Source organism: Xanthobacter sp. DMC12 (assembly GCF_056314105.1).
In genome coordinates this window covers 24,955-37,151 of the sequence record NZ_JBQUYZ010000009.1, presented here as the reverse complement: position 1 = coordinate 37,151, position 12,197 = coordinate 24,955, and the positions used below count along the sequence as shown (strand labels likewise).

Annotated in this window: 12 protein-coding genes and 1 riboswitch; of the genes, 3 read left to right on the top strand and 9 right to left on the bottom strand. The window is 69.0% G+C overall.

From position 1 onward, the window contains the following. The first annotated feature begins 18 nt into the window (after positions 1-18). Positions 19-99, top strand: a riboswitch (SAM riboswitch). A 70-nt stretch (positions 100-169) separates the two neighbouring features. From ACT535_RS24020 to ACT535_RS24010, 3 genes are all read left to right on the top strand, one after another. Continuing rightward, positions 170-1,390: an O-succinylhomoserine sulfhydrylase gene (locus tag ACT535_RS24020; protein WP_476366292.1), complete on the top strand. Its 1,221-nt coding sequence runs from the start codon at positions 170-172 to the stop codon at positions 1,388-1,390. Between the two features lie 125 nt (positions 1,391-1,515). Next, complete coding sequence (apaG, locus tag ACT535_RS24015; RefSeq protein ID WP_024277461.1) at positions 1,516-1,908, top strand: Co2+/Mg2+ efflux protein ApaG; 393 nt, start codon at positions 1,516-1,518, stop codon at positions 1,906-1,908. 121 nt (positions 1,909-2,029) lie between these two features. Further along, entirely contained in the window at positions 2,030-3,538 is a 1,509-nt protein-coding gene (locus tag ACT535_RS24010) for a TrkH family potassium uptake protein (protein WP_476366291.1), read from the top strand. A gap of 16 nt (positions 3,539-3,554) precedes the next feature. Here the strand turns inward: ACT535_RS24010 and ACT535_RS24005 are convergent, their stop codons facing one another. The 9 genes from ACT535_RS24005 to ccoO form a co-directional block, all read right to left on the bottom strand. Further along, the gene (locus tag ACT535_RS24005; protein ID WP_476366290.1) at positions 3,555-4,310 is read right to left on the bottom strand and encodes an SDR family oxidoreductase; all 756 of its coding nucleotides are present in this window, start codon (positions 4,308-4,310) and stop codon (positions 3,555-3,557) included. Positions 4,311-4,356: 46 nt separating this feature from the next. Further along, a complete protein-coding gene (locus ACT535_RS24000) occupies positions 4,357-5,481 on the bottom strand; it encodes a hypothetical protein (RefSeq protein ID WP_476366289.1) in 1,125 nt (374 codons plus the stop codon). Beyond that, entirely contained in the window at positions 5,478-5,672 is a 195-nt protein-coding gene (ccoS, locus tag ACT535_RS23995) for a cbb3-type cytochrome oxidase assembly protein CcoS (RefSeq protein WP_168462427.1), read from the bottom strand. The genes ACT535_RS24000 and ccoS overlap by 4 nt, the downstream gene beginning before the upstream one ends. After that, positions 5,669-7,897: a heavy metal translocating P-type ATPase gene (locus ACT535_RS23990; protein ID WP_476366288.1), complete on the bottom strand. Its 2,229-nt coding sequence runs from the start codon at positions 7,895-7,897 to the stop codon at positions 5,669-5,671. Before ACT535_RS23990 ends, ccoS begins: the two co-directional genes overlap by 4 nt. A gap of 216 nt (positions 7,898-8,113) precedes the next feature. Next, the gene (locus ACT535_RS23985; RefSeq protein WP_168462425.1) at positions 8,114-8,632 is read right to left on the bottom strand and encodes a FixH family protein; all 519 of its coding nucleotides are present in this window, start codon (positions 8,630-8,632) and stop codon (positions 8,114-8,116) included. 27 nt (positions 8,633-8,659) lie between these two features. After that, positions 8,660-10,123, bottom strand: a complete 1,464-nt coding sequence (gene ccoG / locus ACT535_RS23980) for a cytochrome c oxidase accessory protein CcoG (protein WP_476366380.1) — start codon at positions 10,121-10,123, stop codon at positions 8,660-8,662. A gap of 273 nt (positions 10,124-10,396) precedes the next feature. Then, a complete protein-coding gene (gene ccoP, locus ACT535_RS23975) occupies positions 10,397-11,278 on the bottom strand; it encodes a cytochrome-c oxidase, cbb3-type subunit III (RefSeq protein WP_168462424.1) in 882 nt (293 codons plus the stop codon). A 4-nt stretch (positions 11,279-11,282) separates the two neighbouring features. Continuing rightward, the gene (locus ACT535_RS23970) at positions 11,283-11,444 is read right to left on the bottom strand and encodes a cbb3-type cytochrome c oxidase subunit 3 (RefSeq protein ID WP_476366287.1); all 162 of its coding nucleotides are present in this window, start codon (positions 11,442-11,444) and stop codon (positions 11,283-11,285) included. Positions 11,445-11,447: 3 nt separating this feature from the next. Further along, the gene (ccoO, locus tag ACT535_RS23965) at positions 11,448-12,197 is read right to left on the bottom strand and encodes a cytochrome-c oxidase, cbb3-type subunit II (protein ID WP_168462422.1); all 750 of its coding nucleotides are present in this window, start codon (positions 12,195-12,197) and stop codon (positions 11,448-11,450) included.

Here is a 12,197-nt window from a genome sequence, read left to right as displayed (position 1 = left end):
CAAGGGGGCCCCGCTCTTTAGTGCGGCCGTGGAGAATTTGAGCCGGCCGGCTTGCAGCCACGTTAAACAACCATGCTAAAAGGCCGGGGAGACGACAAGGGAAGCCTCATCGGCGTGTCCGATGGCGTGCGCCCGGTCCGGTCCCCTCGGCCTCCCCTCGGAGACCGTCATGTCCGTGGCGCCCAAGCCCACCCCCCGGTTCGTCCCCCGCGATCCCCTTACACTCCACCCGGAAACACGGCTAGTCCATGGCGGGACGACGCGCTCCCCCTTCGGCGAGACCTCCGAGGCGCTCTTCCTGACGCAGGGCTTCGTCTATGACGACGCCGAAAGCTGCGAGGCGCGGTTCAAGGGCGAGGACCCCGGCTTCGTCTATTCGCGCTATTCCAACCCCACCACCGCCATGTTCGAGGAGCGCATGGCGCTGCTCGAAGGGGCGGAAGCGGCCCGCGCCACCGCGTCGGGCATGGCGGCGGTGAATGCCGCGCTGCTGTGCCAGCTCTCGGCCGGCGACCATGTACTCGCCGCCCGCGCCCTGTTCGGTTCCTGCCGCTGGATCCTGGAGGACTTCCTCCCGCGCTTCGGCGTCGAGACCACGCTCATCGACGGCGGCGACCTCGACGCCTGGAAGGCGGGCGTGAAGCCCAACACCAAGATCCTGTTCCTGGAAAGCCCCACCAACCCGACGCTGGACCTCATCGACATCGCCGCCGTGGCGGAGATCGCGCACGCGGCGGGGGCGAAGCTGGTGGTGGACAATGTGTTCGCCACCCCGCTCCTCCAGCATCCGTTCGAGCTGGGGGCGGACGTGGTGGTCTATTCCACCACCAAGCATGTGGACGGACAGGGCCGCTGCCTGGGCGGGGTGATCCTCTCCTCCAAGCAGTTCGTCACCGACCACCTGCAGACCTACCTGCGCCAGACCGGCCCCTCCATCTCCCCCTTCAACGCCTGGATCATGCTGAAGGGGCTGGAGACGCTGGCCCTGCGCGTGGAGCGGATGCAGGCGAGCGCGGGCAAGGTGGCCGATGCCCTCGCCAGCCTGCCGGGCGTGGAAAAGGTGATCTATCCCGGCCGCGCCGATCATCCGCAGGCCGAGCTGGCCAAGCGGCAGATGAAGGGCGGCGGCACCCTCGTCACCTTCGTGGTGAAGGACGGCAAGGAAGGAGCCTTCCGCTTCGCCAACGCCCTGCGGCTCATCCGCATCTCCAACAATCTCGGCGATGCGAAGAGCCTCATCACACACCCGGCCACCACCACCCACCAGCGATTCACGCCGGAGACGCGGGCCGAGATGGGCATTTCCGACGGCCTGCTGCGCCTCTCGGTGGGCCTCGAGCACGCCGACGACTTGATCGCCGACCTTGCCGGTGCTGCCGAAGCCTTGTGATTGCTGACGTCGCGGCGCGCACCTTGCCGCGCCGCACCATGTCCTGTTGCGCGCGGGCGGCAACGCAGGTTCACTATGCGCCCGCGGGAGCATTTTCTCCCGCGGTGTGGGGAGGTCGAGCGGGTATGTACCGCGCCATCACTCGGAATATTCAGGTGACCGCGACGCCGCGTTATGTGGCCGAGCGGTCTGAGCCCGACCAGGGCCGTCATTTTTGGGCCTATACGATCGAGGTGGCCAATTTGGGCCAGGAGACGGTGCAGCTCAAGGCGCGCCACTGGATCATCACCGATGCCAACGGCCGCACCGAGGAGGTGCATGGTGCCGGCGTCGTCGGCGAGGAGCCGACCCTGCCGCCCGGTGGCCGGTTCGAATACACGAGCGGGGTGCCGCTCAACACGGCGACCGGCATCATCCGCGGACGCTACGAGATGGTCACCGACACGGGGGAGGCCTTCTCCATCGAGATTCCAGCCTTCTCCTTGGACGTGCCGGACGTGCGCCGCGTTCTCAACTGACCGCATCCATCCGCCCGGCGAAGGCCGGGCGGGACGATTTCAGCTTTAGCCTTTCAGCTTTAACTTTTTTTGGCCCCTGTCCTTTATTGAGGTTGCTGCGAACCGGGCGAGAGGGGAGATCATGCACGCGGGCATTCCCACCGTGGAGGCCGAGGCCGTATCGGTCCTCAGCCTGCGCCCGGTCGCGGCCACGCTCGGCATCCTGCTCGCCATCCTCGGCGCCGCCATGCTGGCGCCGGCCGTGGTCGATTTCGCCGCCCGCGCCAACAGCCGGGAGACCTTCGCGGGCGCTGCCTTCGTCGGCTCCGCCGCCGTCACCATCTTCGTCGGCGTCCTTCTGTGGATGACCGGCCGCGGCCAGCTCACCCGCAAGCTAGACCTGCGCCAGGCCTTCCTGCTCACCACCTCGGTCTGGGTGGTGCTGTCCGTGTTCGCCGCCCTGCCGCTCATGTGGGGGCCCTCCCGCCTCTCCTTCACGCGGGCCATGTTCGAGAGCATGTCCGGCCTCACCACCACCGGCGCCAGCGTCATGTCGGGGCTCGATGCCATGTCGCCGGGCATCCTTTTGTGGCGGGCGCTGCTGCACTGGTTCGGCGGCATTGGCATCATCGCCATCGCCATCGCCGTCATGCCGGTGCTCTCCATCGGCGGCATGCAGCTGTTCCGCACGGAATCCTCGGACAAGTCCGACAAGTTCCTGCCGCGCGCCGGCAGCATCGCCAAGCGCCTGCTGCAGGCCTATGTGCTGCTCACCGTCATCTGCGCCGGGTGCTTCCTGGCGGCGGGCCTCAAGCCGTTCGATGCGGTAACGCTCGCCATGTCCACTTTGTCGAGCGGCGGCTTCGCCAATTCGGATTCCTCGCTCTCGGTGTTCGCGAATCCGGCGGTGGACTATGTGGCCATCGTCTTCATGCTCGCCGCCGCCCTGCCCTTCCCGCTCTATGTCCGGGCGCTGTCGGGAGATGCGAGCCGCCTGTTCACCAATCCCGAGGTGCGGGTGTTCCTCGCCATCGTCGCCGCCTTCACGCTGCTGTCCTTCGCCCAGCAGAGCCTTCAGGGCATCGCCAGCGGCGAGACGGCGCTCCGGAACGCCCTGTTCACGGTCAGCTCGCTCATCTCCACCACCGGATTCATGTCGGTGGACTACACGAACTGGGGACCCCTCTCGGATTCCCTCTTCTTCGTGCTGATGTTCCTCGGCGGCTGCACCGGCTCCACCTCGGGCGGGCTTAAGGCGCTGCGTCTCGCCATCACCGCCAAGGCCATCCGCCAGCACCTCAAGCGCATCTCGTTCCGGGCCGGCATCTTCCCCATCCGCTATGGCGGGGCGCCGGTCGCGGACGACGTCGTGGGTTCGGTGCTGTCCTTCGTCTTCCTGTTCCTGCTCACCTTCTTCCTGGTGGGCGTGGCGCTGAACGTGATGGGCCTGGACCTGCGCACCGCCTTCTCGGCGGCCATCGCCTGCCTCGCCAATGTGGGGCCGGGACTCGGGCCGGTGGTGGGGCCGGCCTCCAATTTCGGCGGCCTGCCCGATCCCGCGCTGTGGCTGCTCACCGGCACCATGATGCTGGGGCGGCTGGAAATCCTCACCGTGCTGGTGCTGTTCATGCCGCGCTTCTGGGTGCGCTGACGGGCGCGATCCCCCGTCAGAAATGCGCCATGTAGCCGCCGTCCACCGCCAGGATCTGGCCAGTGATGTAGGACGCTGCCGGCGAGGCGAGGAACACCGCCGCGCCCGCCACCTCCTCCGGATGGCCCCAGCGGCCGAGGGAGGTGCGGCGGGAGAGCCATTCCCTGAGTGTCTGGTCCCGCGACTGCGCCTCGTTGGCCGCGGTCAGCATATAGCCGGGGGCGATGGCGTTCACCGTGATGCCGTGCGGGCCGAGATCGGCGGCGAGCGCGCGGGTCAGCGCCTCCAGCCCGCCCTTCGCCGTGGTGTAGGCCGCATCCCCGGCGCGGGAGAGCGGACCGGCGATGGAGGTGATGTTGATGATGCGCCCGCCCGCCTTGCGCGCCACCATGCCCCGCGCCACCTGCCGGGTAAGATGGGCCGGGGCGAGAAGGTCCACCTCCACCAGCCGGCGGAAGTCGGCATCCTCCATGTCGAGGAAGGCGCGGCGGTCGCGGGCGCCGGCATTGTTGACGAGGATGTGGATGGGCGGGGCCTTGGCCAGGGCGGCATCCACCGCCTCCGCGTCGAACACATCGAGCAGGAAGGGCTCGGCCTTGCCGCCTTTGCGGATGATGGCGGTGACGGCCGCGCCGAGCCGGTCCGCATGGCGCCCGTTCACCAGCACATGGGCGCCGGCCTGGGCCAGTGCCCGCGCCATCTCGAAGCCGAGGCCAGAGGCCGAGCCGGTGACGAGGGCGGTCTGTCCATCAAGGGCGAAGGGGTGGGTCACGGCGGGGCTCCGGGGTTTGTCCCCCTGCCTACCGCTCCCGGCGGTTTCAGGCCAGCAGATAGCCGGTGAGCGCGCCGCAGATCGCGAGGGCGAACAGGCCGCCGTCATGCAGCGCCAGCGCGAGGCGGCTCGGCTGGCCGGACTGGTAGATCCACGCCGTCGCGCCCACCGTGGCCACCGACCAGCCGGCGCCGACGCAGATCAGCGCCGCCGTGATGCTTTCCGGGGTCGCGAGCCGCTGGAGCGGCACGCCGATGGCGACCAGCACGACGCCCGTCAGCGCGATGGCCAGCGGCGGCAGGCGATCCCCCGCGAGGGCCAGCGGCACGGCCGGCGCATACATGGCCGCCACGTGCAAGGCGATGAAGCCGAACACCGCCGCCCCGCCGATGCCGCAGCCGACCAGCGCCAGCGGCGCGCCGGACATGACGGCATTCATGCCGAACCACGCGATACCCGCCACCAGCGTCGGCCACACGATGGCCGAGAGGGGCGCCGTCACCTTGGGGCGGAAAGTGGAGGTGGGATCGTCCGCCAGCATCACCGCGACGCCCAGGGAGCAGGTATGCGCCAGTGCCGCCAACCCGGCGGCGCCGACAAGGAAGAAGGGCGCCGCGAGACTTTCGGCGAAGCTTGCAAGCGTCGGGCCGGCCACGGCGGCAAGGAGGCCGCCGGCCAGCACGCCGGCCGTGGCGGCGGCGGGGCGGCCGCTCGCGGCGGCGGCCTCGTGCCGGTAGAAGAAGGAGAAGCCCTGCGCCATGCCGAGCCACAGGGCGCCGAGACAGGCCCAGGCGAACTGCCGCTGGATAAGCGCCGCCACCAGCAGCGCCCCGCCGGCAATGCCCACCGAGGCGCCGAGCGCAAAGCCCGTGCGCCGGCCGAACGCATCGCGCAGGAAGGAGGCGGGGAAGGAGGCGAGCGCCGCACCGAGCAGCAAGGCGGCGAACGGCCAGGTGACGAGCTCCGGCCGCGGCGCCAGCTGCGCGCCGGCCAGCGGGAGCGCCGCAGAGGCCACCGTCTGCGCCAGCACCGCAAAGGCGAAGCCCAGCGCAAGGCCGAAGGTGGAGACGGCGCGCGGGCCGTTGTCATTGGCCGGGGCGTCGAGTTGTGGGTCGCAGACGCAGACCAGCATCCCCGCGCGGGGCTCGGGAGCGGGCGCGGCGCGCCTCACGGCCGGCGCCTTTCCGGGGCGGCGTGGGAAGGCGGTCTTGCGCTCTCCGGCAGGTCGTCGTCGGACAACACCCGGACGGCCGCGCCATCGAGGTCGTCATATTGCCCGCTCTTGAGGCTCCAGAGGAAGGCGAACAGGCCGCCGAGGCCGAGCAGCAGCGCGAGGGGCACGAGATAGACGAGGACGTTCACGCCGCCACCTCCGTGAGCGCGCTGGCATCGCCCGTCGCGCTGTCGTCCCCCACCGCCTCTTCCTTGCGCCCGGGACGGGCCGCGCGCAAGGCGTTCACGGTCACAAGGATGGAAGAGCCGGACATGGCGAGCGCCGCCACCAGCGGCGTCACGAAGCCGGCGATGGCCAGCGGCACGGCGATGATGTTGTAGCCCACGGCAATGGCGAGGTTCTGCCGCATCAGCCGGGCCGCCGTGCGGGCGCCATCTACCGCGGCCAGCACCGGCCACAGCCGGCGGCCGAGGAACACCGCATCCGCATGGGCCTGCGTGACGGCAGCACCGCTCGCCGGCGAGAGCGAGACGGTGGCGGCCGCCAAGGCCGGCGCGTCGTTGAGGCCGTCGCCGACCATGAGCACGCGGCGGCCCTGGGCCTTGAGGGCGTCCAGCGCGGCGATCTTGTCGGCGGGCTTCAGGCCGGCCTCGGCCGCAGTGATTCCGAGAGCTTCCGCCACCGGCGCCACCGCCGCCGGCCGGTCGCCGGAGAGAATGCGCACGTCGAGGCCGCGCGCCTTCAGCTCGGCGACCACCTCGCGCGCATCCGGCCGCAGCGCCTGGGCGACGCCCATGACGAGCACCTTCTCACCGTGGCGGAAGGCGATGAGGGAGGCATCGGCGGGCAGATCGGCGGGGGCCGTGGCCTCGCAGAAAGACAGGCTGCCGAGGCGGGCGCGACGGCCGTCGATGATCGCCTCGATGCCCTGACCGCTCACCTCGGTGACGTGCTCCAGCGCCGGCCCCTTCGCTCGCGCGGCGATGACGCCGGCCAGCGGATGACGGCTCGACAGGGCCAGCCGGCCGGCCAGCGCCACCAGTTCCGGATCGGCGCCGCGCGGCAGAGCCAGCGCCGGCTCGGGCAGGGTCAGGGTGCCGGTCTTGTCAAAGACCACCGTATCCACAGCGGCGAGGCGCTCCAGCATGTCGCCGGCATTGATGAGGAGGCCGGCGCGGAACAGCCGGCCGGTCGCCGTCACCTGCACCGCCGGCACGGCGAGCGCCAGCGCGCAGGGGCAGGTGATGATGAGCACCGCCACCGCGATCATCACCGCATCGTGCAGCCCGGCGCCCGCCAGCAGCCAGCCGATGGCAGAGACGAGGGCGGTGAGGTGGACCATGGGCGCGTAGAGCCGGGCCACCCGGTCGGCGAGGCGCACGTAGGCGCCCTTTTCCGCCAGCGCGCCATCGAGCAGGCGCTGCACGTCGTCCACCAGCGTGTTCTCGCCGCCGGCGGTGACGGTAAGGTGCAGCGCGCCCTCCCCGTTCAGGCTTCCGGCATAGACATGGTCCCCGGCCTTCAGCGCGCGCGGCAGGGTCTCGCCGGTGACGAGGCTTTCATCCACCGCCGAGAGGCCGGACGCGATCACGCCGTCCGCCGCCACCCGCTCGCCGGGATGCACGAGGATGGTGTCGCCCGGCTGGAGCGCCTGCACGGGCACCAGCACGGGCACCCCGTCGGCTCCCAGGCGATGGGCCATCTCGCCCCGGAGCGCCGCGATGTTGCCCGCCGTGGCGCGGGTGCGCCTGCGCGCCTCGTGGTCGAGGTAGCGGCCGGCGAGGAGGAAGAACAGCAGCATGATGGCGCTGTCGAAATAAGCGTGCGGCTGGCTCATGGCCGTTTCCAGCACGCTCATGCCCAGCGCCAGCGTGACGCCGATGGTGATCGGCACGTCCATGTTCAGCCGGCCGGAGCGGATGGCGCGCACAGCGCTCTGGAAGAAGGGCTGGCCGGCATAGGCCGCCGCCGGCAGCGCGATGAGCGCAGAAATCCAGTGGAAGAAGTCGCGCGTCTCGGGGGTGATGTCGGTGACGTTGCCCGACCACACCGAGACCGACAGCAGCATGATGTTCATGGCCGCGAAGCCGGCGACGCCGAGGCAGCGCAGCAGCCAGCGGGCGTGCCGCGCCTCGCTCTCCTCCGCCCGACCGGCGAAGGGATGGGCGCGGTAGCCGAGCGCTTCCAGCTGCCCCACCACCCGGTCCGGCGACGTGCCTTCCGACCAGGCGACGGTGAGGCGGTGGGTCGAGTAGTTGAGGCGGGCGCGCACCACGCCGGGCAGCGCCTTCACCCCATTCTCGATCTCGCCGATGCAGGCGGCGCAATCGATGCCGTCGATGGCGAGACTCATCTGCGCCAGGCCGTCCTCGGACGTGCCGACGAAGATGGAATAGTCGATCGCCTCAGACATCTTCAGGTCCCCGGGGGCTGCAGGGAGGGTGCGGGCTGAGCCCGCGGCACGGTTCAGCACCATGCCATGAAATAAAATGAGTACGACAGGCCGGCGGCGCGACGAACCGCCCAGCCTCTCGTACTCAAGGCACGGGCGGCACTGGACGGTAGCCGCCCGGCAGTCTCGATGCCGCCTCGGGAGGCCCGGAGGATGCCGGATGCCCGTTCAAGCGGCTTACGGAAGCTGCACCCGATTCTTGGACCGGAAGACCCGTTCGCCGCCTTGCGCAAAATCAATCACCAGATCCCACTGGCCGGCGCCGGCCTGGGTGCGGGCGCGGTAGCGGCCCTCGCCCAGCGGCTCGAGGTCCAGCACCACGTCGCGGCGCGCGTCGGTGGGGTGGGCGAGTTCGCCGTCGGCGACGAGGTTCGTGATGGGCTTTCCGGCGCCATCGCGCACGACGATGTTCACCTCGCGGGCACCGCCACCGGGTGAAGCGAGGGCCACGTCCACCTTCCAGTGCATGGCCGCCTGCCGCTCCGCCGCCTGATGCTCGGCGGTGAAGGCAAGGCCGGCCTTGTAGGAGCTTTCGGTCTCCACCCCCGCGAAGGTGGTGACGGCGAAGCGCGCCATGATGACGTTGACGCCGATGACCACGCCGAAGAAGGCGAGGAGGATGGCGAGCACCGCGCGGCCGGTCAGTTCGCGCGGTGCCTTCGGGGTGCTGGCGGCCGGGGCAGAGGCTCTAGCCATGGTGTGTTTCCCTTCCCTGCGGCCCGATCAGGGGCCGATGAAATGGTCGGTGACGGAGGCGGCGAGGCCGGAAGCCTTGTCGCGGATGCGGAAGGTCACGGGCAGGGACGCCGAGGGCGGGAGCTTGTCGCTGGTGGTGACGAGCACGCGCACCTCCCGCGTCTGGTCCGGGCCGATGGTGAGGCCGTCCGCATTGTCGCCGATCACTTCGATGCTGGCATCGGGAACGCCCTCGACGGAGAGGATGAAGGTCCGCTCCTCCAGCTTCTTGTTGATGAGGCGGATGGTGTAGGCATTGCGAATGGCGCCGCTCGAGAGCCGCACGAACAGCGGGTTGCGGTCGTGGATGGCGGCGATGCCTTCCGTCGAGCGCCCGATCAGCGCGGTGAGCATGAGGCCCGAGACGAGGGCGATCAGCACCCCGTAGAGGATGGTGCGCGGGCGCAGGATGCGCTGGACGAAAGGCTTGCCGGCGGCGCGCGCCTCAAGGTTCGCCTCGCTCTCGTAGGTGATGAGGTTCCCCGGACGGCCGATCTTGTGCATCACCGTGTTGCAGGCATCGATGCACAGGCCGCACTGGATGCAGGGCAGCTGGAGCCCCTGGCGGATGTCGACGCCCGTGGGGCACACCGCGACGCACTGGCCGCAGTCCACGCAGTCGCCCGCGGGCAGCCCCTTCTCGCGCAGCACGGCCGCCTTCTTCACCGAACCGCGGGGCTCGCCGCGATCGTAGAGATAGGTGACGTTGAGCGCATATTCGTCGGTCAGCGCCGCCTGGATGCGGGGCCACGGGCACATGTAGGTGCAGACCTGCTCGCGCATGTGGCCGGCGAGGGCATAGGTGGTGAAGGTCAGCACCGCGATGGACATGTAGGCCACGGCGGGCGCCTGGAAGGTGGCAAGCTCCACCACCAGGGTCGGCGCATCGGCGAAGTAGAGCACCCAGGCGCCGCCGGTCCACCACGCGATCAGCAGCCAGATGGAATGCTTCAGCGTCTTGTGCGCGAACTTGTCGATGGACCAGGGCTGGGCGTCGGCGATCATCCGCTCGCGGCGGTCGCCCTCGATCAGGCGCTCCACGGCCATGAACAGATCAGTCCACACCGTCTGCGGGCAAAGATAGCCGCACCACACGCGGCCGGCCACCGCATTCATCAGAAACAGGATGAGCGCGGAAAGGATGAGCAGGCCGGCGACGTAGTAGAATTCTTGCGGCCAGATCTCGAGGAAGAAGAAATAGAAGCGGCGGGCCGGAAAATCGATGAGCACGGCCTGGTTCGGCGCGTCCGGACCACGGTCCCAGCGCACGAACGGCAGCAGATAGTAGATGCCGAGGGTGATGCCGAGCAGGACCCACTTGATGGTGCGGAAGCGACCGTGGACGCTCTGGGGATAGATCTGGCGCCGGGCCTCGTAAAGCGGGATGTCGTCGTCGCCGCTCACGACCACGGGGGCCTTCTTGTCCTCGGACTTGGTGGACAGGGCAGTCATCATCTTCACCGCGGTTCGCCGGTCAAGACGGACCGGCCATACGTCGGGGCCTTGCCCCTCGGGCGCAATTGCGGAGACCCCCGTCTCCGCTCTGCTGCACTACATTCATATCTTAGAATGTAGCTGTGATCCCCAAAACAAAAGGTCGCGCCGACGTTTGGTCGCGCGACCTTTTGGCATCTCCGCCCAGGAGGCTTTTCCGGACGCTGCGCGTGTCCGCCCGGAAGGCTGCCCGGTGGGCGCGTCCGGGGCGGAACGCCCCGGACCTCAGGCTCAGCGTCCGCCGCCCAGCGAATGGACGTAGACGGTGAGAGCCTTGATCGTGGTCGGGTCGAGGCGCGCGTGCCAGGCCGGCATCACGTTGCCACGTCCGTTGATGACGCCGTACTCGATGGTGGCCTTGTCGGAGCCATAGAGCCAGATGCCGTCGGTGAGGTTCGGAGCACCCATTTCCTGGTTGCCCTTGCCGTCTTCGCCATGGCAGGCGGCGCAGTTGGAGGCGAACACCTCCTTGCCCTTGTCGAAGTCCGCACCCGGCTTGGCGATGCCGGAGAGGGTGCGCACATAGTCCGCCACCGCCGAGATTTCCGGCTTCTGGAGGATGCCGTCCTTGCCGAAGGCCGGCATGTTGCCCTGGCGGGTATCCGGATCGTTGGCGCGGATGCCGTGCTCGATGGTCGTCTGGATCTGCTCCAGCGAACCGCCCCACAGCCAGTCGTCGTCATTGAGGTTGGGGAAGCCGGTGGCGCCGCCGCCGCCCGCGCCGTGGCAGGGCGCGCAATTGTCGGCGAAGGCAACGCGGCCCTGCGCCCGGGCGAGGGAGAGCAGCGCCGGCGTCTGCTCGATCTGCTCAAGCGAGGCGTTGGCGAGCTTGGCCGCGCTTTCGGACCGGACGGCCTTCAGGTCGGCGATCTGGATCGCCACCGCCGAGCGCGAATGCCAGCCGAGAATGCCCGGCGTCGCGGACGAGACCAGCGGCCACGCCGGATACAGGATCCAGTAGCCGATGGCCCAGACGATGCATGCGTACCACACCCACAGCCACCAGCGCGGCAGCGGGTTGTTCAGTTCAGAAATGCCATCCCATTCATGGCCGGTGGTCGAGACGCCGGTTGCTTGGTCGACCTTGCCGTGGGTGTCGTTGGTCGTGCTCACGGGATCAATCCTCTTTGAGCGGAATGTTGGCGGCGTCCTCGAATTCCTTCTTCCTCTTCTTAGAGGGCCAGAAGGCGTAAGCGACCACCAGCAGGAAGGCGACGACGAAGAGGACCAGGCCCCCCGTCTGGGCGAAGGCCGCGAGGCCGAGATAGGTCTCGTGCATCGATCACCTCACATTCGCCTGGTTGTCGTAGAGCTTGAAGTCGACGAGCGTGCCCAGCATCTGCAGATAGGCGATCAGCGCGTCGGCCTCGGTGAGCTCGCCCGGGTTGCCGTCGTAGTCGCGGCCCTGCGCTTTGGGATAGCGCTTCTGCAGGCCATCGGCGTCGGCGGCGTCGGTGGTCGACTGGGTCTTCAGGTCGTCCTGGGCCTTGGCGATCATCTCGTCGGTGTAGGGCACGCCGAGAATCTGCTGGACCCGCATCTCTTCGCCGATGTGCTTGGCGTTGAGCTTGGTCTTCGCCAGCCACGGGTAGCTCGGCATGATGGAGGCCGGCACCACGGAGCGCGGGTTGTTCAGGTGCTCCACCTGCCACAGGTCCGAATACTTGCCGCCGACGCGGGCGAGATCGGGACCGGTCCGCTTGGAGCCCCACTGGAACGGGCGGTCGTACATGCTCTCGGCCGCCAGCGAATAGTGGCCGTAGCGCTCCACCTCGTCACGCAGCGGGCGGATCATCTGCGAGTGGCAGTTGTAGCAGCCCTCGCGGATGTAGATGTTGCGTCCCGCCAGCTCGAGCGGCGAGTAGGGACGCATGCCCTCCACCTTCTCGATGGTGCTCTTCAGGTAGAAGAGCGGGGCAATCTCGACGAGACCGCCGATGGCGATCATCACCAGGATGCCGAGCATCAGCCAGTAGGAGTGCTTCTCGAAGATCTGATGCTTGGACCAGATTGAGGTGCCTTGGGTCGCCAT

Coding starts and splice junctions, on each gene's coding strand:
- ACT535_RS23990 (WP_476366288.1), bottom strand. CDS start 7,897: ATGTCTGAGGCGATCGACTATTCCATCTTCGTCGGCACGTCCGAGGAC.
- ACT535_RS23985 (WP_168462425.1), bottom strand. CDS start 8,632: ATGGCTAGAGCCTCTGCCCCGGCCGCCAGCACCCCGAAGGCACCGCGC.
- ccoO (WP_168462422.1), bottom strand. CDS start 12,197: ATGGCGACCCAAGGCACCTCAATCTGGTCCAAGCATCAGATCTTCGAG.
- ACT535_RS23970 (WP_476366287.1), bottom strand. CDS start 11,444: ATGCACGAGACCTATCTCGGCCTCGCGGCCTTCGCCCAGACGGGGGGC.
- apaG (WP_024277461.1), top strand. CDS start 1,516: ATGTACCGCGCCATCACTCGGAATATTCAGGTGACCGCGACGCCGCGT.
- ACT535_RS24010 (WP_476366291.1), top strand. CDS start 2,030: ATGCACGCGGGCATTCCCACCGTGGAGGCCGAGGCCGTATCGGTCCTC.
- ccoG (WP_476366380.1), bottom strand. CDS start 10,123: ATGACTGCCCTGTCCACCAAGTCCGAGGACAAGAAGGCCCCCGTGGTC.
- ACT535_RS24020 (WP_476366292.1), top strand. CDS start 170: ATGTCCGTGGCGCCCAAGCCCACCCCCCGGTTCGTCCCCCGCGATCCC.